Origin of the sequence: Ralstonia sp. UBA689, from assembly GCF_002298975.1 — a bacterium.
Taxonomy (GTDB): domain Bacteria; phylum Pseudomonadota; class Gammaproteobacteria; order Burkholderiales; family Burkholderiaceae; genus Ralstonia.
Window position 1 is genome coordinate 114902 of the sequence record NZ_DBMV01000045.1, and the last position, 23082, is coordinate 137983.

20 protein-coding genes are annotated in these 23082 nt (G+C 66.1%); 10 read left to right on the forward strand and 10 right to left on the reverse strand.

Annotated elements, in window-relative coordinates; translation table 11 throughout:
• The first annotated feature begins 6 nt into the window (after window positions 1-6).
• A complete protein-coding gene (locus B4F51_RS22435) occupies window positions 7-3570 on the forward strand; it encodes an EAL domain-containing protein (RefSeq protein ID WP_296228954.1) in 3564 nt (1187 codons plus the stop codon).
• Window positions 3571-3594: 24 nt separating this feature from the next.
• Here the strand turns inward: B4F51_RS22435 and B4F51_RS22440 are convergent, their stop codons facing one another.
• The gene (locus B4F51_RS22440) at window positions 3595-5184 is read right to left on the reverse strand and encodes a methyl-accepting chemotaxis protein (protein WP_296228955.1); all 1590 of its coding nucleotides are present in this window, start codon (window positions 5182-5184) and stop codon (window positions 3595-3597) included.
• Between the two features lie 199 nt (window positions 5185-5383).
• On the opposite strand from B4F51_RS22440, the gene B4F51_RS22445 reads away from it, so the two are divergent.
• Window positions 5384-5701, forward strand: a complete 318-nt coding sequence (locus B4F51_RS22445) for a hypothetical protein (protein WP_414706812.1) — start codon at window positions 5384-5386, stop codon at window positions 5699-5701.
• Here B4F51_RS22445 and B4F51_RS22450 read toward each other — a convergent pair.
• From B4F51_RS22450 to B4F51_RS22460, 3 genes are all read right to left on the reverse strand, one after another.
• Window positions 5647-6459, reverse strand: a complete 813-nt coding sequence (locus tag B4F51_RS22450) for a siderophore-interacting protein (RefSeq protein WP_296228956.1) — start codon at window positions 6457-6459, stop codon at window positions 5647-5649. The genes B4F51_RS22445 and B4F51_RS22450 overlap by 55 nt on opposite strands.
• Window positions 6460-6538: 79 nt before the next feature.
• A complete protein-coding gene (locus tag B4F51_RS22455; RefSeq protein WP_296228957.1) occupies window positions 6539-7210 on the reverse strand; it encodes a PadR family transcriptional regulator in 672 nt (223 codons plus the stop codon).
• Window positions 7211-7319: 109 nt separating this feature from the next.
• Window positions 7320-7832, reverse strand: a complete 513-nt coding sequence (locus B4F51_RS22460) for a MarR family winged helix-turn-helix transcriptional regulator (protein ID WP_296228958.1) — start codon at window positions 7830-7832, stop codon at window positions 7320-7322.
• A gap of 75 nt (window positions 7833-7907) precedes the next feature.
• Here B4F51_RS22460 and B4F51_RS22465 point away from each other — a divergent pair, with 75 nt between their 5' ends.
• Genes B4F51_RS22465 through B4F51_RS22475 form a run of 3 tightly spaced genes read left to right on the forward strand, consistent with a single transcriptional unit; the run spans window position 7908 to window position 9471 of the window.
• On the forward strand, window positions 7908-8402 hold the full coding sequence (locus tag B4F51_RS22465) for a carboxymuconolactone decarboxylase family protein (protein ID WP_296228959.1): 495 nt from the start codon (window positions 7908-7910) through the stop codon (window positions 8400-8402).
• Window positions 8399-8848: a GNAT family N-acetyltransferase gene (locus B4F51_RS22470; protein WP_296228960.1), complete on the forward strand. Its 450-nt coding sequence runs from the start codon at window positions 8399-8401 to the stop codon at window positions 8846-8848. Before B4F51_RS22465 ends, B4F51_RS22470 begins: the two co-directional genes overlap by 4 nt.
• Entirely contained in the window at window positions 8845-9471 is a 627-nt protein-coding gene (locus B4F51_RS22475) for an FMN-dependent NADH-azoreductase (protein WP_296228961.1), read from the forward strand. The genes B4F51_RS22470 and B4F51_RS22475 overlap by 4 nt, the downstream gene beginning before the upstream one ends.
• On the opposite strand, the gene pcp is transcribed toward B4F51_RS22475, so the two are convergent.
• From pcp to B4F51_RS22490, 3 genes are all read right to left on the reverse strand, one after another.
• Window positions 9468-10115, reverse strand: coding sequence for a pyroglutamyl-peptidase I (pcp, locus tag B4F51_RS22480; RefSeq protein ID WP_296228962.1), 648 nt, complete (start codon window positions 10113-10115; stop codon window positions 9468-9470). The genes B4F51_RS22475 and pcp overlap by 4 nt on opposite strands.
• 80 nt (window positions 10116-10195) lie before the next feature.
• Complete coding sequence (locus B4F51_RS22485; protein ID WP_296228963.1) at window positions 10196-10615, reverse strand: MarR family winged helix-turn-helix transcriptional regulator; 420 nt, start codon at window positions 10613-10615, stop codon at window positions 10196-10198.
• A gap of 61 nt (window positions 10616-10676) precedes the next feature.
• A complete protein-coding gene (locus B4F51_RS22490) occupies window positions 10677-12269 on the reverse strand; it encodes a hypothetical protein (protein WP_296228964.1) in 1593 nt (530 codons plus the stop codon).
• Between the two features lie 178 nt (window positions 12270-12447).
• Here B4F51_RS22490 and blaOXA point away from each other — a divergent pair, with 178 nt between their 5' ends.
• Window positions 12448-13263: an OXA-60 family carbapenem-hydrolyzing class D beta-lactamase gene (gene blaOXA / locus B4F51_RS22495; protein WP_296228965.1), complete on the forward strand. Its 816-nt coding sequence runs from the start codon at window positions 12448-12450 to the stop codon at window positions 13261-13263.
• 166 nt (window positions 13264-13429) lie between these two features.
• Complete coding sequence (locus B4F51_RS22500; protein ID WP_296228966.1) at window positions 13430-13873, forward strand: hypothetical protein; 444 nt, start codon at window positions 13430-13432, stop codon at window positions 13871-13873.
• Between the two features lie 59 nt (window positions 13874-13932).
• Here the strand turns inward: B4F51_RS22500 and B4F51_RS22505 are convergent, their stop codons facing one another.
• The gene (locus B4F51_RS22505) at window positions 13933-15546 is read right to left on the reverse strand and encodes a glucan biosynthesis protein (RefSeq protein ID WP_296228967.1); all 1614 of its coding nucleotides are present in this window, start codon (window positions 15544-15546) and stop codon (window positions 13933-13935) included.
• A gap of 122 nt (window positions 15547-15668) precedes the next feature.
• Here B4F51_RS22505 and B4F51_RS22510 point away from each other — a divergent pair, with 122 nt between their 5' ends.
• A complete protein-coding gene (locus tag B4F51_RS22510; protein WP_296228968.1) occupies window positions 15669-16004 on the forward strand; it encodes a hypothetical protein in 336 nt (111 codons plus the stop codon).
• A 126-nt stretch (window positions 16005-16130) separates the two neighbouring features.
• On the forward strand, window positions 16131-17306 hold the full coding sequence (locus B4F51_RS22515; protein ID WP_296228969.1) for a serine hydrolase domain-containing protein: 1176 nt from the start codon (window positions 16131-16133) through the stop codon (window positions 17304-17306).
• 12 nt (window positions 17307-17318) lie between these two features.
• Here B4F51_RS22515 and B4F51_RS22520 read toward each other — a convergent pair whose 3' ends face one another.
• Together B4F51_RS22520 and B4F51_RS22525 are read right to left on the reverse strand one after the other, a co-directional pair.
• Window positions 17319-17801, reverse strand: a complete 483-nt coding sequence (locus B4F51_RS22520) for a DUF1854 domain-containing protein (RefSeq protein WP_296228970.1) — start codon at window positions 17799-17801, stop codon at window positions 17319-17321.
• Between the two features lie 20 nt (window positions 17802-17821).
• Window positions 17822-20131: an ABC transporter ATP-binding protein gene (locus B4F51_RS22525; RefSeq protein ID WP_296228971.1), complete on the reverse strand. Its 2310-nt coding sequence runs from the start codon at window positions 20129-20131 to the stop codon at window positions 17822-17824.
• A 265-nt stretch (window positions 20132-20396) separates the two neighbouring features.
• Between B4F51_RS22525 and cphA the strand changes: the two genes are divergently transcribed.
• A complete protein-coding gene (cphA, locus tag B4F51_RS22530; protein WP_296228972.1) occupies window positions 20397-23051 on the forward strand; it encodes a cyanophycin synthetase in 2655 nt (884 codons plus the stop codon).
• Window positions 23052-23082: the final 31 nt, after the last annotated feature.

Genomic DNA, 23082 nt, shown 5'->3' on the forward strand with positions numbered 1-23082 from the left:
AACCAAGTGCCGAAGCACGCTTTTTTTCCCACCACGCTGCGCGGCCGCTTACTTGCACTGGCTGCGGTGGCCGCCTTGCCGGCCATCATCGTGGCGATTGCCGGCGTGGCGCTCTACCGTGACCGGCTCAACGACCATCTCGCCCAGCACCTGACCCACGAGACCGAAGCCGCCGCTGCACGCGTCGGCATGGTGCTGTCCAATGCGGACGAACTGCTCTCCGTGCTGGTGGCCGATGACTCGGCCCTGCGCATGGATCAGCAGGAATGCAGCCGCTTCGTCAACCGCGTCTTCCATAACCAGAGCGAACTCGCCAACCTCGGCATCATCGATGCGCACCGCAAGCTGGTGTGCACGCCGGAGGCCGCCAAGCTCGGCATCGATGTGTCGGACCGCGACTACATCAACGAGATCATGGCGACCGGCCAGCCGGCCATGTCGACCTTCGTAACGGGGCGTGCTTCCAACCAAGCGGTGCTCGTATCGGCCCGGCCGATGTTGGGCGCCGACGGCTCCATCCGAGGAGTGGCCTACGCAGCCGTACGGCAGACCGCTCTGATCTCGGCGGCGGCCGGCGGTTTGGCGGGCGCGCCGGTCTATCTGGTGGACTCGGCCGGCAACGTGCTCTCGGCCAACGGCACGATGACGGCCGCCCAGGTGCCGCCCATCGTGCGCGGCCCGCTGGTGACCGCAGCCGGTCAGCAACCGGGCGCCCCCGTGCTGGTGGACGACGCCGACGGTGTGCGCCGCGCCTACGCCGCCATGGAGGTGCCGCACGCCGCTGCCGGACGCCTGCGCATCGTACACGGCGTGGAGGCGACCGACATCATTCGTCAGCAGCGCGATGTCACGCTGGCCGGCGGCGGCGCCATCCTGCTGATGGTTGTGCTGCTGCTGGCCCTGATCCAACTGGCGATGCGACGGCTGGTGCTGCCGCGCGTCGATGCGCTGGTGGACGCGGCGCGCCATTACGCGGCGGGCGATTTCTCCGCACGCGTGGCCGAGCAGGGCGCCACACGCGACGAGCTGTCGCTGCTCGAGCGCACGTTCAACGAGATGCGTGCGGCCATTCAGCGTCACGACGCGACCGTTCACCGCCTGACCGAGCGCTTCCAGCGCGTGGCGCGCGCGACCAACGATTGGATCTTCGACTGGGATCTCGCCACGGGAGAATCCTGGGCCAACGCCAGCCTGCACCGCTTGCTCGGCAGCGATGCACTGCTCGGCCCCGGCGGGGGTGAAGGTGATGGTGACGGCATGGGTGGCGGCACCTCGCGCACGCTGACCTTCCACCAGTTCGTGCATCCGGAAGATGTGCCGGCGTTCGGCAACGAACTGCGCACGGTGCTGCATTCGGACCGCGATACCTGGCACCATGTGTGCCGCGTGATCGACGCCAATCGCGCCACGCGCACGGTGGAGATCCGCGCAAGCCTGTATCGCGGCAAGGATGGCCGTGCCGTGCGCATGGTCGGCGGTGTGAGCGATATTTCGCAGCGCTCGGCCATGGAGCAAGAACTGCGCGCGAGCGAAGCCAACCTGCGCGTGGCTGAGCAGATCGCGCAACTGGGCAGTTGGCGCTGGGACGTGCTGCGCGATTCGACCACGTGGTCTTCGGGAATGTACGTGCTGACCGGCGTGCCGCCGGGCGCGCCGCCCGCCTTCGCGCAGCAGGCCCAGTTCTTCACTGCCGAGAGCTACAACCGCCTGCGCGAGGCCGCCAGCCGCGCCGTCACTGAAGGCGAGCCGTATTCGCTGGAGCTGGAGATGATCCGCCGCGACGGCGAACACCGCTGGGTGCTGTCGCGCGGCAACATCGAGCGCAACGAGCGCGACGAGGTCGTGGCGCTCTTCGGCACCATGCAGGACATCACCGAGCGGCGCGACTCCGACGAGCAGTTGCGCCTGCTGCGCCGCGTGGTCGAATCCGTGCCCTCGGGCATCACCGTGGCCGACGCGCAGCAGCCGGATATGCCGCTGGTCTATGTGAACCCCGGTTTCGAGCGCATGACCGGCTACCGCGCCGAAGAGGTGTTGGGCCGCAACTGCCGCTTCCTGCATTCGTCCGAGCCGGGGCAGCCGGCCTTGAACGAAGTGCGTGCCGCCCTGCGCGACGCCAGCGAGATCCGCGTGCTGCTGCGCAACTTCCGCAAGGACGGCCACCCGTTCCTGAACAACTTCCTGCTCTCGCCGGTGCGCGATGCCAAGGGCGCGGTCACGCACTACGTCGGCCTCCAGGACGATGTGACCGAGCAGGAGATGACGCGTGCGCGTCTGGCGCAGCACGCCACCATCGATTCGCTCACGGGCCTGCCCAACCGCACGCTGCTGGCCGACCGCGTGCAGCAGTCGGTCGAGATGGCCGCACGCCAGCGCAGCCGCTTCTACGTGGTGCTGGTCAACATCGACCGCTTCAAGGTCATCAACGACAGCCTGGGCCACCTGCTGGGCGACGAGGTGCTGCGTCGCGTGGCCGAGCGCCTGCGCGATGCGGCCGACACGGTCGACACCGTGGCGCGCTTCGGCGGCGATGTGTTTGCGCTGGTGATCTCGCACGCGGGCTCGCATGGCGTTGATTTCGGTTTCGATCTGTTTGCCGAGCCGATTCGCGTGGAAGGACACGAGGTGTTCGTGACGGCCAGCATTGGCGTGGCCGAATATCCGGCACACGGTTCGGATGCCGATGCCCTCATCCGCCATGCCGAGATGGCGATGTACTTCGCCAAGCAGAACGGTCGCAACCGGCTGGAGTTCTTCGCGCCCGAGATGGATATCGGCGTGTCGTACCGGCTGAACCTGGAGCATCAGATCCGGGCCGCCCTGGAGCAGGGCCAGTTTCGCCTGCTGTATCAGCCGCAGATCGACACCAAGACCGGCCGCGTGTGCGGGCTGGAGGCGCTGATCCGGTGGATTCACCCGACGCGCGGGTTGCTGCCGCCGGCAGCGTTCATTCCGGTGGCCGAAGAGAGCGGGCTGATCGTCGAGATCGGTAACTGGGTGCTGGCCGAGGCCGCGCACCAGCGCGCCGAATGGCACGCACGCGGTCTGGGTGATGAGTTGACGATTGCCGTGAATGTGTCACCGCTGCAGTTCAAGCGCGGCACCGTGCTGCCGGCACTGCTCAAGCTGCAGCGGCAGTACGGCCTGGGTTCGGGCTTCCTGGAGCTGGAGGTGACCGAATCGATGCTGATGGAAGGCACCGAGCGCACCATTGACGATCTCACGGCCATCCGCCAGCTCGGCGTGCGCATCGCCATCGACGATTTCGGCACGGGATATTCGAGCCTGGCGTATCTGAAGCGCCTGCCGATCGACCTCATCAAGATCGACCGCGCCTTCGTCAAGGACATCGACCGCGACTCCGATGACGCGGCCATCTGCTCGACGGTGGTGGTGCTGGCCCACAACCTGGGCGTGAAGGTGTGCGCGGAAGGCGTGGAAGACGCGGTGCAGGCCGCCTTCCTGACCGCACACAAGTGCGATGCGTTGCAGGGCTACTACTTCAGCGGGCCGTTGCTGCCCGATGCGGTGGTGGCGCTGCTGGAGCGCGATACACGCTTTACGGTGTAAGCGTAAGCACCAGCCGGGGCAGGATCACGCCCGGAACACCGCCACCGCGTGCTTCAGGTCTTCCGACTGGCGCGCCAGCACCGAGGTGGCTGCCGCCGCCTCTTCCACCAGCGTGGCGTTCTGCTGCGTGACCCCATCGAGCTGCGAAACCGATGCGTTGATCTGCGCGATACCGCTGCTCTGCTCGCGCGAGCTGGCCGAGATTTCCGACATGAGCTGCGTGACGGTCCGCACCGACTGCACGATCTGCGTCATCGTGGCGCCGGCCGTATGCACCAGCTCCACGCCGTCGCGCACGGATTGGTCGGACGCGCGGATGATCTCCTTGCTCTGCGCGGCAGCCTGTGCGCTGCGCTGGGCCAGGCTGCGCACCTCGCCGGCAACCACCGCAAAGCCGCGGCCTTCCTCGCCCGCGCGGGCGGCTTCCACGGCGGCGTTGAGCGCCAGGATATTGGTCTGGAAGGCGATGCTCTCGATGGTGGCGATGATCTCGGTTACGCGCTGGCTGTCGGCGCGGATGGCATCCATGGTCTGCACGACGCGCTGCACGACCTGGCCGCCGTCGGCCGCGATGTTGGAAGCCTGCTCGGCCAGAGTGCTGGCTTCGCGGGCGTGCTCGGCATTCTGCGCAACCATCGACGTGAGCTCTTCCATGCTGGAGGCGGTTTCCTCCAGTGCGGCGGCCTGCTGCTCGGTGCGGGCGGAGAGGTCGTGGTTGCCCGCCGAAATCTGCAGCGTGCTGTGCGCGACGTTGCTGGCGCCATGCTGGATGTCGCGCACGATGGACGACAGGCTCGCGCGCATGGTGCCCATGGCGCGCATCACCTCGCCCAGTTCATTGCCAGTGCGCACTTCCACGGTGGTGGTCAGGTCTCCGGCGGCCAGGCGCGTGGCCAGCATGGCCGCTTCTTCCAGCGGGCCGATGAGCGTGCGCGCCAGCAGCACACCCGAGATCGTTGCCAGCCCAGCGCAGCCCACGCCGGTGAGCCACAGCCAATCACGGCTGAACACCAGCCACGGTGTGCCGTGCAGGTCGGCGGCCTCCAGCGCGAAGTGCGCCCATACCGTGCCGATCAGGATGGCCATGGCAATCAGGCTCTGCAGCCCGATCACCTGGAAGCGCAGGCTGTCGCGCCGGAACAGGTTCAGGCCGCGCCGCAAGCCGGTGCGCAGGATACGGCCGGCACGCACGGTGTACGACGTGTCGCCCTCGTTGATGGCCGTGTAGGCACGTTGCGCGCGCGCAATCTGCGCGGGCGTGGCCATCGAGCGCACCGACGTGTAACCGGTGATGGCGCCGTCCTGGAACACCGGCGTGACGTTGGCGAGCACCCAGTAGAAGCCGCCATCCTTGCAGCGGTTCTTGACTACGCCGCGCCAGGCCAGGCCCGCTTGCAGCGTGGCCCACAGATCGGCGAAGGCAGCTTCGGGCATGTCGGGATGGCGCACGAGATTGTGCGGCGCGCCCACGAGTTCCTCCTGCGAGTAGCCGCTGATGCGTACGAACGCCGGGTTGGCAAAGACGATGCGCCCTTTGAGGTCGGTGCGGGAGATCAGGTAATCGGTCGGAGCGAGCGAGGTTTCGGCTTGGGTGACCGGCAGGTTCTTGCGCATGGTGGTGCCGCGCTTCGTGGGCGCGGAGAAGCGAGATAGACGGAAGTCCTCCCTTGCAACGGCAGGCCGGATGCCGGCTAAAGGTGACGCAAGTGATGTGATTTGACTTGGATCAAATCGGGTGGGCTGGTGGCGTTGCGGCGCAAACAGGCACGGCTGTTGCTAAATGAAGCGCAAACACCGAAGACGGAGGCGCAAGGTGCACAAGATCTGTGGGAACGTCGAGATCGTTCCGCGTGTGATTCCTGCCGGCGCGCGTGGCTGGGCGGCGCGCATCGACGTGGTGTTCCGCAGCGCGGAGGGCCAGTTGTTGATGCGTTCGCAGCCGGTGCAGCCGAGTTGCACGTTCGGCTCGCCGCGTGAGGCGATGGATGCGGCGCTGCTGCACGGGCAGCGCCTGCTGCGTGACTGGGTGTGCGAGGTGGGGCAGTCTGAGCCAGAGTCTGAGCCCCGGCACTCGGGTCAGCGGGCTTCGAGCGCCTTGCGTTCCTCGCGCGTGAGGCCGGCTGTCCAGTAGCCCTTCGCGTCGATGGCGTCGCGCGGTACTGCCCAGGTGTCTTCGAGGAGCGTGCGCACCTGTTTGAGCAGCGAGGCCTCGCCGGCCAGGAACACTTGCGGCGTGCCCGGCGGCATCGGCTGCGCGCTGAGGGCGCCGACCATCATGGCGCCCGCATGCGCGGTGTCCGCCTCGATCCAGTGGATGTCGCGGTTGCGGGGGTGCGTGGCGAAGCTGCCTTCCAGCGGCAGCCGCGCACGGGCATCGCCGATGGCGATATAGGTCTGCACGTGCGAGCGCTCCGGCAGTCTCTCCAGGATGGCAAAGATGGCCGGCAGCGCAGTCTCGTCGCCGACGAGCAGTGTCCACGGCACGGTCGGATCGGCACGGAAGCCGCGCTTGGGGGCCGCGAATTCCACTTCGTCACCGGGTGCGGCGCTTTCAAGCCAGCGGGCGGCTGGGCCATGCTGTGCGGCCGGGGTTTCGTCGTGCACGACAAAATCGATTTCCAGCTCGCCACGCGCGGCATGGACGTGGCGGATGGTGTATGCGCGGCCGAGCGTGCGGCCAGCGCCGTGCGGGAACATCAGCTTGATGGAGGCGCCGGGCGCGGCCTGGGCCAGATCGGCCAGATCAGCGGCCGTGACGCCGGTGAAGACCACGCGCCGCATGCGGGGCGACAGCGTGTGGATGGCTTGTACGCGCATGCGGCGCAAAGCGGGTTTGATGGGAGCAAGCAGCTGTGACATGAGACCTTGTGTGCGGTGGAAGGCGAACATCGTTGGGCTGCGAAAGAAAAAGAGGCGGTATGTGGAGGGGGGCGGGCGATGTTGGGTCGCCCGGCCCGACCCGCGTAGTTCACCGCTCTCCGGTGATTTCCTTGAGGGCGCGCAGCAGGATGTCGGCCACGCGCTGCTGTTCGTCGCGCGAGGCGAAGCGCTTTTCCATGAGGGCGAACTTCAGGCGCCAGCGCGCGGTACGCAGCGGGTCGTTGCCCGTGTCGGTCCATTCAGCGGCGGAGTCGGTTTCGCGGTCGAAGGCCATGGCCTCGTTCATGCGTTTGACGCGCTCGCCCATGGCGCGCAGTTGCGCGAGGATGGCGTCGGCGCTGTGCTGCCGCTCGGCCAGCCACGTCTCGCCTTCGGGCGTGATGCCGTAGCGCTTCTTGTTGCCCTCGGCGGTCACGGAGGCGAAGCCGTGATCCTCCAGATACGACAGCGCTGGGTACACCATGCCGGGGCTCGGCGTGTAGAAGCCCAGCGAGTGCTCTTCCACCGCCTTGATGAGCTCATAGCCATGGCGCGGCGCGCCCTTGAGCAGCGCCAGCAGCACGAGCTGCAGGTCGGCCGAACTCAAACGGCGGCCACGCCAGGGGCGGCCGCCCTCGTCGTCGCCCTCGCCGTAACCGCCGGGGCCGCCGAAGCCTCCCATGCCGCGCCCAAAACCATGCCGGCCGTGGCCGTGTCGGCCCATCATCATGAAGTGCCTTTCCACCCACAATTTGTGGTGACGCCCAAACCATCCGTACATCGTCGTTCTCCTACTGAACATCATCAGATATATCTTAAGATACATCGGATGATAGTGACGACGATCCGGAAGTCAAGGACGGCGACAAGAAAATCTGCGCGAGTGCGGCTCAGGCCGCCGATGCATCTCCGCCCAGCGTGGCGACATGCACCAGCCAACGCCGCACAACCTGCTCTTCTTCGGAGGAGAACCCCGCGCACAGGTCCTGCTCGATCCCGCCCGATCGTTTGCGGCAGGCGTCGAGCAGCGCCAGGCCCTCCGGCGTTACGTCGATATGCTGGATGCGGCCGTGCACCGCGTGTGGCCGGCGCGTGATGGCGCCGCTGCGCGCCAGATTGGCGACGATCACGCTCACGGTCTGCGGTGTCAGCAGGGCCAAGCGGGCGAGGTCGGCGTTCGAGATGCCCGGGTAGGCGCGAATCATTGTCAGCACTAGGAATTGCGGCAGCGTGACGCCCACGTCGGCCATGGCACGCTCCATGCGCAGGCGGTGCGCGGCGCTGGCCTGGCGCAACAGGTAGCCGAGATAACCCTCTTCGCCGCGTTTGCCCTGGCCGGGCGAGGGGATGGGAGTGCTGTTTGTCGCGTTGTCCACGCTGGCCGCAGGGGAGGGCTTGCTCATGATATAAGAGCTCGAATATGATGTTCGAGCGCTGATATTACCACTCCTACAACCCCAACCACACAGGAACCAGACATGCACGATCTCTCCCCTCGCATGGATTACGCGGAATTTGCCGAAACTGCCGTGGGTGTGTCGGCGGCACTGCAGGCGCTCGGCAAGGCGGTGGACGCCTCCGGGCTGGAAAAGCCGCTGACGGAGCTCATCAAGGTGCGCGCCTCGCAAATCAACGGCTGCGCGTTCTGCGTGCAGTTCCACCTGAACCTGTCGCGCAAGTTGGGGGTGGCAAGCCCCAAGCTGGACCTGGTGGCGGTCTGGCGCGATACGCCGGCGGTGTTCACCCCGCGCGAGCGCGCCGCACTGGCCTGGACAGAAGCATTGACGGCCCTGGCGCGCGCGACCGGGCACGGCGTGGAAGACCATGAATATGACGCCGTGCGCGAGCATTTCTCCAAGAGCGAGGTGGCCTTCCTGACGGCCGCCATCGCCAACATCCAGGCGTGGAACCGCATTGCCGTCTCGATGCGCTTCGCGCCTCCCGTACCCGCCTCCGCCACTGCACAGGCATGACCATGGACACCATTCGCCCCATTGAAGACGAAGCCGCACTGCGGGCATGCTTTCCCGTCATGCATCAACTGCGACCGCACCTGGCCGATGCCGACGAACTGGTTGCGCGCTGGCGCCGTCAGGTGGAAGACGGCTACCGCCTCACTGCTGTCTGGCGCGATAGCACGCCCGTCGCGCTGGCCGGCTATCGGTTGCAGGAGAACCTCGTCTATGGCCCGTTCATGTACGTCGACGACCTCGTCACCGATGCCAATCTGCGCAGCAGCGGCCTGGGCAACGTGCTGATGGACCATCTCAAGGACGAGGCGCAGCGCCTGGGCTGCGCGCGGCTCGTGCTCGACACGCCGCTGTCCAACGTGCTCGGCCACCGCTTCTACTACCGCAACGGCTTGCTGGCCGGAGCGCTGCGCTTCGGCTTCAGCATGCAATCTGGAGGTGTGCGGTGACGACGCTGTTGCATGTGGCCGTGAGCCCGCGCGAAGGGCAGTCGCACAGCCGGCGCGCGGCGCAACTCGTGCTTGAGCAACTGGCGCAAGCTACCGCCGGCTTGCGGGTCATCGAGCGCGATCTTGCGGCGACACCGCTGCCGCATCCCGATGCGGGCTTTGTCGAGGCCAGTCTCATGCCCGACGCCCATCGCACCGAGACGCATCGCGCCCAACTGCGCTTGTCCGAAACGCTGATCGGTGAACTGGAGGTGGCAGACGCCGTGCTGATCTCGACGCCAGTGCACAACTACACCGTGCCGTCGGCGCTCAAGGCCTGGATCGATCTGGTGGTGCGGCCCGAACGCACATTCCGCCGCACGCCCACGGGCAAGGTTGGCGTGCTGGCAAACCGCTCGGTGCTGGTGGTGTCTGCGTCGGGCGGTAACTTTGATGGCGCTCATGCGCAGACCGACTTCCTGATGCCCTACCTGCGTTATGTGTTTGCCACGCTCGGCATCTACCAGGTGGAAGGTATCCGCCTGCAGAACATGGGCCGTGGCGCCGACGCTGTCGCGCAGGCGTTCGAAGGCTTTCGCCAGGAGTTCGCGGCGCGGCTGTTGCTGGACCCCTTGGGCGTCTAGTGCACGGTGCCGCCGCTTAGTTTCAGATCGGCGTGTGTTGCCAGCGCGGTGCGCACCGCCGTGCGTATCCCCTTGATCTGCGTGTCCAGCGACAGGCTCGGCCGGCCTGCATGCCGCGCGGCCAGTTCGGGCGTGGTCGGCACGTGGATGAAGCCGCCGCGCACCTGTGGCGCGCGCGTGGTGATGTGATGCATGAGGCCGTAGAAGAGGTGGTTACAGTTGTACGTGCCGGCGCTTTGCGATACCGCTGCCGGCACGCCAGCCTCGCGCAGCGCGTGCACGATCGCCTTGATTGGCAGAGTGGAGAAATACGCAGTGGGCCCGTCTGCCACCACGGGCGTATCAACGGGCTGATTGCCCGCGTTGTCCGGAATGCGCGCGTCGATCACGTTGATGGCCACGCGCTCCACCGAGATCTCCGCCCGCCCACTGGCCAGCCCAAGCGCCAGCACCAGTGTGGGTGACGTTTCTTCAATCGCTTCCACCAGTTTTGCATTGGCGACCCCGAACACGCAGGGCAACTGCCGCGCCACGATGGTCGCGCCGTCGATCTGCTGACCGTCCAGCGCTTGCGCAATGTCCCAGGACGGATTGGTCGGGTCGGATTCGAACGGCTCGATCCCAGTGATGAGGGCGGTGGTCATGCAGATGCTCCTTGCTCAAATGCATAGGTATGCAACTAATTGGCGTTGAAAAAGGGGGCTGATGCCGCCCCCGGGTTTGACTACGTGTTCAGTGCGCTGCGGACATCGCGGATGGCCTGGACCGTGTCATCGAACGCGTTGGCACCCACGTGCTCGCGCAAGCGCCGCGCCACCTTGGCGCTGGCGGCTTGCAGCGCCGCCTCCAGCGCGCGGGCTGCCGCGGTGGGAAACAGGTTCCACTCGCGGCCATCGTCCGCAGACGGCTGGCGTTCCACCAGCCCCTTGGCGACCAGGCCATCGACGAGCCGCGTGGCTGTCGGCCGCGCGATACCCAACACCTCGGCCAGCTCGCGGTTGAGCACGCCGGGCCGCTTGAGCACCACGCGCAGCACGAACCCTTGCGGCGGCGTCAGGCTGAATGGTGCGTACGCGGCGGTCCATGCACGCTCGACGCAGCGCGCCAGTGCGGTGGTGTTGAAGTACAGGCAGTGATCGAACATGTGCGGCAGTCTAGCGAGAGATCGTTAGGGATGCAATGAACATTTCCGTTGATGAATCGACTTAAGGCGCGGCTTCCGTCGCGTGCGCGAGCAGTTTCAGCGCCTGCACGAAATAGGCGCGATCATGCGGTGCGAGGTCCTGCATGGCTTCGGACAGGCGTTGCATGGTGGTGTGGGCGATGGCGAGGTCGCCGTCGGCGTGGGCAAACCATGCCCGTTCGAGCAGCAGCCCGCTGACCTGCACATGACCGTAGCGGTGGCGGCCGCTGTCGTGCTCGCGCAAGCGCAGCGCGGCCACATCGGCCCAGCGTGACGGCCAGTAGCGTGCGTCGAAGGCTTCGGCAAACGGGCCGGCCTGTGTACGCAGATCGGCCAGCGTGAGCGGGGCGCGGTCTGCGCTGGCGCGTGCGATGCGCATCAGGGCGATGGCGTTCCATGCCGATTGCAGCGGCCCGCCGTTGCGCAGCGCTTGCCACTCGCTCATGGCCAGCCAGCGCACGGCATCGACGGTGCCATCCGTGTGGATCGGATGGTCCAGCGCATCACGCAGCAGCCAGCACGTCATGCCAAGGTTGGCGGCGACCTGTTGCACGGCATCGGCGGCCTGGCTTTCCAGCGCGGCCGCCAGTGCGGTCTCGAACTGCGCGACGATGCGCTGCGCCGCCTGCGCGCGTGCCGCAGAGTCGCCGTCTGCGGCATCGGCGTAGAGCAGGCGTGCGCGCTCAATCAGGGCGCTCAAGTTGTTCCACTCGAAGCGGATCTGCGGGTGATAGCGCAGCAGGCTGCGGCCGGGCTCGACGTCGGCCAGGCGGGCGAGCAGGCCGGCAGCCAGGTCGAAGTCGCGCCGGTCGTACGCACACCACGCGGTGACGATGCGCTCCATCGCCGCGAGGTAGTCGTTGCCGAGCACGTGGCGCTGGCGGCGGTGCGCGCGCAGTTGCGAGAGCAGGGCGCTGGCACGCGTGGAGTCGCCCAGGCGGCGCGCGGCCATCGCCTCGCTCAGGGTGACAAGGGCGCGCTGGAAGTCGTTGTCGGCCGCGTCGCCGGCGTGGCGCAGGGCGAGCAGGGCGCCGCCGCGCTCGGCGTCCGATGCGCCGGTGCCGGGGTTTAGCGCATGCAGCAGGCGGCCTTCGCGCATGGCGTGGCGGGCGGTCAGGAAGGCGTGCCAAAAGGCGGGATTGGGCGTGCCGGGCGCGGGCCCGGAGAGGGCGCTGGCAGTGGTGTCGGCGGCGGTGTCCGTCGCGCTTTCCGGCCCCACCGCGATGCCGAGGAAGGCGCGTACGTCCGTGTCATCGGCGACGCACCCTTCGACCAGGCAGACTACACGCGCCGCGTCTTCGGGCGTGAGCCAGAACGGGCCTTGGCTGCGGCGATCGGCATTGAGGAAGCGCGGCTCGCGGTCACGCTGTTCGCCCCAGCCGGCCTGCACGCCCCAGTTCTGCCAGTCGCGAAAGGCACGGCTGATCACCATGCGCAGCGTGCTGGCGTCCGACACCACGCCGCGCAGGTCCGCCAGTCGCACCAGCGGCTGCTCGGGCGTCAGGCGGTGCGCGTATGCGAGCCGCACCAGCAGCCACAGGCTCTGGAACGGTGCGCGCCGACCGTCAACGGTTTGCGGTGTGGTCAGTTCGATGCGAAGGGGCGGCAGCGTCATGCGGATGCAGCAAGGCGAAGCGGAGACTAGGCCGCCATTGTGCGCCAAGCCGTTTGTTACAGGCGTTACGCGCGTGACATGCGGTGTGCCGTTCACGCTGGCGAGCGCGCCGCTCCCTCCCTACGATGCGCAGCGCCGGTGCCTGCCGGCAGCCATCCACAACGTTCTAGGAGCCCCTATGTTCCCTCGCTGGTCGAAAACCTTCGCGCTGGCCATGACGGCCTGCGCCTTTGCGATGGGCGTCACCACCGCCCGCGCTGAACTGGTCGTGCGCGACGACCTTAAGCGCATGTTCGACGAGGCTGGTGTCTCTGGCACGTTCGTGCTGATGGATATCAGCGCCGATCGCACCTACGTAGTGGACCCGGCACGCGCCGCGCGGCGCATCAACCCGGCATCCACGTTCAAGATCCCGAACAGCTTGATCGCCTTCGATACTGGCGCCGTGCGCGACGACCACGAGGTGCTGCCTTATGGCGGCAAGCCGCAGCCCTACAAACAATGGGAACACGATATGGCGTTACCCGAGGCGATTCGCGTATCCAACGTTCCGGTCTACCAGGAGGTGGCGCGCCGCGTCGGGCACGAGCGCATGCAGGCCTATGTTGATGCCTTTGACTACGGCAACCGCCAGATCGGCAGCGTGATCGATCAGTTCTGGCTACGCGGCCCGCTGGAGATTTCCGCGTTTGAAGAGGCGCGCTTCACCAGCCGCATGGCGCTCAAGCAATTGCCTGTGAAGCCGCGCACCTGGAACATGGTCCACCGCATGTTGCTGATCGAGCAGAAGGGCGATGCCTCGCTGTACGCCAAGACGGGTCTGGCCACCGAATATCAGCCGGAGATCGGCTGGTGGGTCGGCTGGGTCGAGCGTGCCGGGCACGTCTACGCATTCGCGCTGAATATCGACATGCCTCGCGAGGGTGATATGGCCAAGCGCATTGCGCTGGGCAAGCAGTTGATGTCGGCGCTGGGGGTGTGGCCGGCACCCTGAAAGGGCGTTTTCGGGGGGGGGCGTCTGACCCGCAATCAGGGATGCCCAGAATCCACAATGAGATTCATTCAGAGGACGATAAGAATCGTAAAAAACTATTGCACCAGCCCGTCAGAGGACGGGCGGGTATAACGCATCGCCCAAGGGTCGGGCATCGGGGGGCCTCATGTTCAAGGTCTACAGGGCAATCGCCGTCGCCACGGCGGCGGCCATCGGAGCGAGTGGTGCGCTGGCAGGCGGCAGCCAGGACGGTGTGATCTATTTCACCGGTGCCATCGTCGAGGCTGGGTTCCGCGTGCAGCCCACGCAGCAGGCAATCGGTGCGGGCGAGGGGTTGCAGGCGCGCACGTCCGCGTCCGGTGATCAGGTGGTGTTGGACTTTCGATCGGCTGCGGTGCGGGTGGTGCCGATTGCGGTGTCGGTGGAGGCGCGCTCGGCATCATCGCTCAAGGCCTTGCGGGTGGGCGATGCGCGCAGCAAGGCGGACCTCCTGGTCAAGTACGGCGGCTTCAAGGCTAACTTGCTGGAGGCAAACAACGGCACGCTGACGGTGTCGCGCTCGCCGGGAGCGGAGCCGGCCCTGGCGGTGGTGACGCTCGCCTACCAGTAAAGAAAAAGGCGGGAATCTTCCCGCCTTGTTTGTTGGCCGCCGCGATGGCGCTTCAGCGTTTACAACGCCACCGGCCCCACCGGTGACTGGAACGGGTGATATTGGTACAGCCATGTTTCCGACAGCGGCTTGCCATCCACGCGCAGGAACAGGCGCATGTCCACCGGCTCCTTGCCGTCGACCGTCAGGTCGAACTGCGCACGCCAGTGGCCCGGCACGCCATTCGGCACGGCTTCGGTAAACACATACGAGAACGTGCCGCGCGAGGTGGAGAGCACTGCCTCCGGTTTGACGCCGAAGGGCAGCTTCTCCAGCGGACCGCCCTTGAACTCCACCATGAACTTGCGCACGCCGTGCGGACGCGGCTGGCCAGGCTGGCCGCCGTTGCCCAGGCGCGTGGCCACGCAGCGCGCCAGCGGCGTCGGATACGGCTCGTCGGCCAGCCAGTGCAGGCGATAGCGCAGTCGATACTGGCTACCCGCGCGTGCCGGCGCCTTCGGCACCCACATGGCGACGATGTTGTCGTGGATCTCGTCGTCGGTCGGGATCTCGATGAGCTGCACCGCGCCTTCGCCCCAGCCTTCCAGCGGCTCGACCCACAGGCTCGGGCGGCGCTCGTAGTGCACACCGTCCTGGTAGTTGTTGAAGTCGCGATCGCGCTGCAGCAGGCCGAAGCCGCGCGGGTTGTTGTCGCCAAAGGCGGAGGCCATCGTGCGCGGCGGATCGTTCAGCGGGCGCCAGATGCGCTCGCCGCTGCCGGTCCACAAGGCCAGGCCATCGGAGTCGTGCACTTCGGGGCGCCAGTCGGTGGCGGTGCCCTTGGCGGTTTCCGAAAACCAGTACATCGACGTGGCCGGCGCGATGCCAAAGCGGTCTACGTCCTTGCGCAGGAAGATGGCCGTGTCGATGTCCATGACCACGCCTTTCGTGCGGTGCATGACAAAACGGTATGCACCCGTGATGCTCGGGCCGTCGAGCAGCGTGTAGATCGTCACGGAATCGGCACGGTTGTCTGCCGGCGTGTCGAACCACACGTGCGTGAAATTGGGGAATTCTTCAGGCTTGCCGGCCTGCGCAACGTCGAGTGCAATGCCGCGTGCGGAAAGGCCGTACTGGTACAGCTCGCCGATGGCACGGAAGTACGACGCGCCCAGGAAGGCGACCCAGTCGTTCTTCTTCCAATTGAGCTTCTTCTGGTCGCCCAGGCGGCTTTCCTGGAAGCGAAAACCTGCGAAGCCGCTGCCGCGCGGCAGCTTGCGCGCGGGGCTGTCGGTGGGCATGTCGAAGTACGACTCGTCGTAGACGATCTCACGCGCGGCGCCTTTCTCGACCACATGCATGCGCACCGGCGCGCGGAAGAACGTGCCCAGGTGGAAGAACGTCACCGGAAACTGGCCAGGACCGTCGGCAAACAGCGCGTGGGCGGTATCGAACTTGATCTTGCCATGGGCTTCGTAGTCGATCTTGGCCAGGATGTCGGCCGGCGCGGTGACAGGCGGCGTGTACGGCTGACCGGCCATCGTGCGGGCGCGTTCGATCAGGGAGTCGAAAGAAAACGGCGCGGCATCGCCAAGTTTGACGCGGCTGGCGGCCAGCGCCTCGGGCGTGATGCCGAGTGCCGCCAGCGTGGCGGTGAGGGAAGCGGAGGCAAGGAGGGTGCGACGCGTGACCATAGGTGCCTGTAACGTAACTTTGGAATCAGACTAATCCGACATGTTAACGCGGGCAGGGGTTCCGGCCAGGCGATCGGGCGAGACTTATACTTCGCTCATTGCATCTACAGAACAAAAACAACATGCTGGTCGATTGGAATGCGCGCCCCTGGCGTGGTCGTTTTCTTCTCGGCTGCGTCGCCCTGGTTGTGATCGGGGCAGGCAGCAGCTATCTCGCCTATCAAGACGGTGAACATCTGACGGCCGGGTGGTCACGCACGAGCCTCGGGGCCGCCGTTGCCGCCATCGGGCTGCTTGGCCTGCTGCTGTTTGCCATTGGCCCCACGGCGCGTCGGGAGCGCATGCTGTTCTCCGCAGCGGCAATGCGCTCGCGCCGGGTGCGCGTCTCCGGCTGGGTGGCCTCGTTGGTGATTGGGGCGTTCGTCTTTGCTTACGTCTACGCGGCGACCCGCGTATAACCAGCGGACGGTTTGCGCCGACGTTCACGCCGCTGAATCGACCGTTCGTCGCAAGGCGTTTGATTGACGCTGCACGGTTGACGATACTGCCCGCAACCGATCCGGATCGATTCGATGGGAGCCGTCATGGCGCAACCACATCGCAGTCTTGGCTGGCTCGCCCGTGCGGGCGTTGCGTTTGTCTTGGCCGTATGCACGCACATCGCGCTAGCAGCGCCACCGTGTGAGGCCCCCGCCCAGCTGAACGATGGCTGGCTGACCGAAGCCAGCGCCGCGGCCGGCTTCGATGCCGACCGCCTCTGTGCCGTCCTGCGCAACCTTGCCAACGGCGAGGCCAACATTCACAGCCTGCTCGTTGTCCGCCACGGTCGCCTGGTGGCGGAGGCCTATCACGCCGGCAAGGACGAGCGCGTGAAGGATCTGTTCCGCACCACGCGCACCTTTGATGCCACCACCCTCCACGACATCCGCTCGATCAGCAAATCGGTGACGAGCCTCCTCTGGGGCATCGCGCAGGGCGAGGGCAAGACACCGCCGCTGGGCACGTCGGCGCTGTCCCTGTTTCCTGATCTGGCGGACCTGAACCGCGATGGCCGAGAGGCAATTACGCTCGGGCAGATGTTGTCCATGTCCAGCGGTCTGGCCTGGAACGAGTGGCGCGCTACGAGCCTGTTCAACAACGACGAGTTTGGGCTCTTCTGGCATACCTCGCAGGTGCGCTACGTGTTCGAGCGGCCGATGGCGGCACCAGCCGGGATTCAGTTCAATTACAACGGCGGCAACACGGCAGTGCTGGCGCAACTGCTGGCTGAGCGCGTTGGCATGCCGCTGCCTGAATATGCGCGTAAGCAGCTCTTTGAACCGCTGGGCATTGCCGACTGGGAATGGGTGGAAGACTACCGTGGCCGTCCGCTGGCGTTTGCCGGTGTGCGCCTGCGCCCGCGCGATCTGGCGCGCATCGGCCAGCTCGTGCTGCAGCACGGCCAGTGGAACGGCCAGCAAGTGGTGCCCGCCGACTGGATTGCTGAATCAACGCGCCCGCACATCGACACCGGGATCGAGCCCGGCTTGCAGTACGGCTACCAATGGTGGCTCGGCAAGGTGGTGGTGAATGGCACCGGGCAGGCGTGGATCGGGGGCATCGGCAATGGGGGCCAGCGCCTGTGGATCGTTCCCGGGCTCGACATGGTGATCGTCACCACGGCCGGCGACTACAACCAGCGCGCAAGCTGGAAGCAGGTCGAAGCACTCTTCGAACAGGTGATGGCGACGGCGCTGCCAGCGCCACCCGCCCCTAGGTAATTGGTGCTCGGTTCAGAGGAACCGGTCGAGGATCTTGCGGCTGGGCTTGTCCAGCCCGAACTGATCGCGAATCAGGTAATGGATGCCGTGGCTGTCGGAGATCAGCAGCGTGCTGCCGGTCAGGCGGCGGATGTCCTCTTCGCCGCGCAACACGAGGTCGGTTTGACCCCGGTCGGTCTGCACGGTCCACGTGCTGGGTGTGGCGTAGGTGGATACGCCGACGATCTTGCGGATCTCGGGCATGAATTCGCGTGCGGCCAGTTCGGCTTCGATCAGCGCACGCGTTGGTGCGGGTAACGCATCGAGCCGGGTGATCCACGCCAGCTCGCGGCCATCGGTGCTCATCAGGCTCACGCCATCGTCGGCGGCGGAGATCGGGAACGCGCGTACGGGCACCACGCCTTCGTGCGAAGTGCCGTCGGCCTGGGTCAGTACAAGCTTGCCAAGGCTGTTGCGGCTCAGGGTGAAATCGGGCATATCGGCGGGCGTCTGCATGGCAGTCTCTCCAGGAATCATCATGACTGCGTGTAGGCTGGCTCGGCAGCATCCACGTGCTCGCCGTCGCTCGTCATGCCGCTGTCGGCGTCGACGTTGCGGGCCTGTGCCTGATACAGCTTGTAGTAGGCACCTTCGCGCGCGAGCAGTTCGTCGTGGTTGCCCACTTCGACGATCTGGCCGCGGTCCATGACCACGAGGCGATCGGCCTTGCGCAGCGTCGACAGACGGTGCGCGATGGCGATGGTGGTACGGCCCTGCACGAGGTTGTCGAGCGCCTTCTGGATTTCCTTTTCGGTGGTGGTATCCACCGACGAGGTGGCCTCATCCATGATCAGGATGCGCGGGTTGATGAGCAGCGCGCGTGCAATCGAAATACGCTGCCGTTCGCCGCCCGACAGCGCCTGGCCCCGTTCGCCCACCAGCGAGTCATAGCCATGCGGCAGACGCAGGATGAATTCGTGCGCATGGGCGGCACGCGCGGCGGCGACGATCTCCTCGCGCGTGGCGTCGGGCTTGCCGTAGGCGATGTTGTCGGCAATCGTGCCGAAGAACAGGAATGGCTCCTGCAGCACGAGGCCGATGTTGCGGCGGAATTCCGAGATGGGCAGCGAGCGGATGTCAGTGCCATCCAGGCGGATCGCGCCTTCGGAGACGTCGTAGAAGCGGCAGATCAGGTTCACGAGCGTGCTTTTGCCGGAACCGCTATGCCCCACCAGGCCGATCATCTCGCCCGGCTGGATCGACAGGTTCAGGCCGCGGATCACTGCACGGTTGCCGTAGCGGAAGCCAAGGTCGCGCAACTCGATTGCGCCGTTGACCCGATCGAGATGCACGGGCTTGGCCGGCTCGGGCACGCTCGACACGTGGTCGAGAATGTCGAAGATCCGCTTGGCGCCAGCCGCCGCCTTCTGCGTCACGGAAACGATGCGGCTCATCGAATCGAGGCGCGTGTAGAAGCGGCTGATATACGTCAGGAACGCCACGAGCACACCCACGGTGATGGCGTCGTGGCTGACCTGCCAGATCCCGAAGATCCAGACCACCAGCAGCCCCACCTCGGTCAGCAGCGTCACGGTTGGGGTGAACAGCGACCACACCGCATTGACCCGGTCGTTGATGGCCAGGTTGTGCTTGTTGGCCTCGCGAAAGCGCGCCACCTCGCGCTTTTCCTGCGCAAACGCCTTGACCACACGGATGCCCGGGATCGTATCGGCCAGCACGTTGGTGATTTCCGACCAGATCCGGTCGATTTTCTCGAAGCCGTGGCGCAGGCGGTCGCGGACTAGGTGGATCATCCACGCAATGAACGGCAGCGGCACCAGCGTGACCAGTGCCAGCCACGGGTTGATCGAGATGAGGATCGCTGCCGTCATCGCGATCATTAGCACATCGGTGGCAAAGTCGAGCAGATGCAGCGACAGGAACACGCTGATCCGGTCGCTTTCGGAGCCGATGCGCGCCATCAGGTCACCTGTGCGCTTGCCGCCGAAATATTCGAGCGACAGTTTGAGCAGATGCTCATACGTGGTGGTGCGCAGGTCGGCGCTGATGCGCTCGGAAACGCGCGCCAGCAGGTAGGTGCGCGCCCAGCCCAGCGCCCACGCCACCAGCGCGGCGCCAAGCAGGCCGGAAAGGTAGAGCGTGACCAGGCTGTAGTCGATCGGCTTGCCGTTCTGGTACGGGATCAGCACCTTGTCCATTAAGGGCATCGTAAGGTACGGCGGCACCAGGGTGGCGGCCGTCCCCAGCAGCAGCAGGGCGAAACCCGCCAGCAGTTCCCACCGATACGGTTGGGCGAAGCGCCACAGGCGCAGGAGCGCCCACGTGGAAGGCGGCTGTTCCAGCTCGCGGCTGCATTGCGGGCAGGTATCTTCGTCGGGCGCAAGCGGCGCCTTGCAGGTCGGGCAGACGTCTGTGTCGGCTTGCGCGGCCTGTGCGCCCTCGGCCAGCAGGTCGCGGCGTGCGTCAAACACGTCGGTCAGCCGCAAGGCGTCGGGGTTATGACCCAGCGTGTACCGCCAGCTCCCCAGGCGGCGCTGGCCGTCGGACAGTTCCAGCGTGCCCACGCCGGCGTGGTCGCTGTGCGAAAGCGTCATGCCGGGCACGATGTCCCAGCTCTGCAGGCCCTTTTCGCCGGGTGCCTGCCCGATCAGGCGACGATTCGTAACAGCCAGCCACCCTTGGGTAAAATGCAATCTTGCGTCCAAGTCCAGCTGTAGCCTAGCCAGGACGGTTTCCTCTGGAGCCAGACTTGTGCCGAGTTCTGCACTCCAAGGATCTTGAGCGCGGGCGAAAGCGGGGGCGGACAATGGGGAGGGCTGGGTCATGATCGGCGCAAAAAACTCAAAAAGCGCGTCCCAATGGCCCAAAATGGATAAAGGACGAACATAAATCGGAGCAATGGCGCGGGATCGCACGTCTGGCGGCCCGCAATTTTTGCTCGCAAGTATACATAGCCGAGTGAGTCGGGCGTGTGCTGCACTGCACAATACATGCCAGACTCAAGAGGTCAACGCCGAAGCCGTTGTAACGTTACTGAAAGGTAAGGCTTCAATTCACCGGGCATTTCGCCCACTGCCTCAAGCTAATTTGATGAAGAAGAAGGACATTGAGATTCTCGATGTCATGTCGCTGCGCGGCCCGAATATGTGGACATATCGGCCGGTGCTGGAGGCGTGGGTCGACATTGGTGAACTGGAGGATTTCCCCTCCAACACGATTCCGGGGTTCTACGAGCGCCTATCGACATGGCTGCCGACGCTGATCGAGCATCGCTGCAGTCCCGGCGTGCGCGGCGGCTTCCTGATGCGCCTGAAGGAAGGCACTTGGCCTGGCCACATCCTGGAACACGTCACATTGGAGCTGCAGAACCTGGCCGGCATGCCGGGCGGCTTCGGCAAGGCCCGCGAGACGCCCATCCGCGGCGTCTACAAGGTGATCGTGCGTGCCTGGCATGAAGACGTGACCCGCGCCGCACTGTTCGCCGCGCGTGATCTGGTCATGGCCGCCATCGAAGATCGCCCGTTCGACGTGTCCGCCACTGTCGAGAACCTGCGCAACCTGGTGGATGACCACTGTCTCGGTCCGAGCACGGCGTGCATTGTGGATGCCGCCGATGACCGCAGCATCCCGTCCATCCGCCTGTCGGACGGCAACCTCGTGCAGCTCGGCTACGGCGCGCGCCAGCGCCGCATCTGGACGGCCGAGACCGACCGGACCAGCGCCATCGCCGAATCGATTTCGCGCGACAAGGATCTGACCAAGAGCCTGCTGGAGTCATGCGGCGTGCCGGTGCCGGAAGGCCGCATGGTCGACAGCGCCGAAGACGCCTGGGACGCCGCCGAAGACATCGGCGTGCCCGTGGTGGTCAAGCCGTATGACGGCAACCATGGCCGCGGCGTCTTCACGAACCTGATGACGCGCGAGGAAGTGGAAACCGCCTATGCGGTGGCCATCGAGGAAGGCAGCGGCGTGATCGTCGAGCGCTTCGTGTCCGGCAACGAACACCGTTTGCTTGTGGTGGGCGGCCGTCTGGCGGCGGCGGCCATGGGCGAGACCGCTTCGGTCGTCGGCGACGGCACCTCCACCATCGAGGCGCTGATCGAATCGCAGATCAACTCCGACCCGCGCCGCGGCAATACCGAAGAGTATCCGCTGAACCCCGTGCGCCTGGATTCCGCCGCACGCCTGGAACTCAAGCGCCAGGGCTATGCCGACGGCAGCGCGGTGCCGCCGGCTGGCCGCTCCGTGCTGATCCAGCGCAACGGAAACGTTGCGTTCGACGTGACCGATCGCGTGCACCCGAGCGTGGCTGCGCACGCGTCGCTGGCCGCGCGGGTCGTCGGGCTCGACATTGCCGGCGTGGATCTGGTGGCCGAAGACATCTCGCGCCCGCTGGACGAGCAGCGCGGCGCCATCGTCGAAGTCAACGCCGGGCCGGGCCTGCTGATGCATATCCGGCCGGCTCAAGGCGAACCGCGCCCCGTGGGCCGCGCGATTGTCGATCACCTGTTCCCCGAGAAGGATGGCGTGCAGGACGACGGTCGTATTCCCATCGTTGGCATCACGGGCACCAACGGTAAGACGGTCGTTGCCAAGCTGGTCGCGCAACTGCTGCAGCTTTCGGGCAAGCACACCGGCCTCGGTTGCAGCGACGGTCTGTATCTGGATCGCCGTCAAGTCGAGGCGGGCGGCCGAGGCGATCGCGCCGCCTGGGATGCGTGCCATCGCATCCTGATGAACCGCGCGGTGGAAGCCGCAGTGTTCGAGAGCGACAGCGGCATGATCCTGTCGCAAGGCCTGCCTTACGACCGCTGCCAGGTGGGCGTGGTCACCAACTTTGGCCGCCCCGACCACCTCGGCGACTTCTATGTCGAAGACGAAGATCGCATGTATAGCGTCCTGCGCACGCAGGTGGACGTTGTGGTCAAAAGCGGCGTGGGCGTGCTCAATGCCGCCGACGAGCGCCTTGTCGAGATGGCCGAACTTTGCGACGGCGAGGTGATCTTCTTCGCCCTCTCGGGTGACCTGCCTGCCATCGCCGCGCACCGCGCCGCCGGCAAGCGGGCCGTGTTCGTGCGCGACGGCAAGGTGGTGCTTGCCACGGGCACGAGCGAAACGGCGCTGGCCGACGTGTCGGCGATTCCGCTGACCTACGCGGGCCGTGTTCCGTTCCAGGTCGAAAACGTGCTGGCCGCCGTTGCTACCGGCTGGGCGCTGGGTATTTCGAACGACCTGATGCGTGCCGGCATTGTCACGTTCGACGTGGGTCAGGTGGATGTGCCTGGCCGCTTCACGCTGATCCAGCACAGCGGCGCCACGATCGTCGTGGATGACGCGCGCAACGCGTCGGCCCTTGATGCCTTGGCTGTCGCGCTGGAGCAGTTTCCGGCCGAACGCAGGACGCTCGTCTTCGGTGCCGGCCAGCAACGCCGGGACGAAGACCTGGTGGCGCAAGGCAAGGTCATCGGCGAGACGTTCGACCGCGTGCTGCTATGCGAAGACACCAGCGTCAAGCGTCCTGACCAGTCCGAACCTCAAGCGCGTGCGCTGCTCAAGAAAGGGCTGAGCGAAGGCCACCGCGTCGCCGAGATCGCTGACGAAGGCCCGCGCCGGGATGCCGTGGAAGCGGCGCTGTCGAAGCTCAAGGCAGGCGACTTGCTGGTTCTGCAATGCGACGAATGCGCGATCGAAAGCACGGTCGAGCAGGTGCACCAGTGGATGGGCCGCGCGGAATACCGGGCCTGATATCCAAAGCAGCCCAAAGCACAACGGAAAA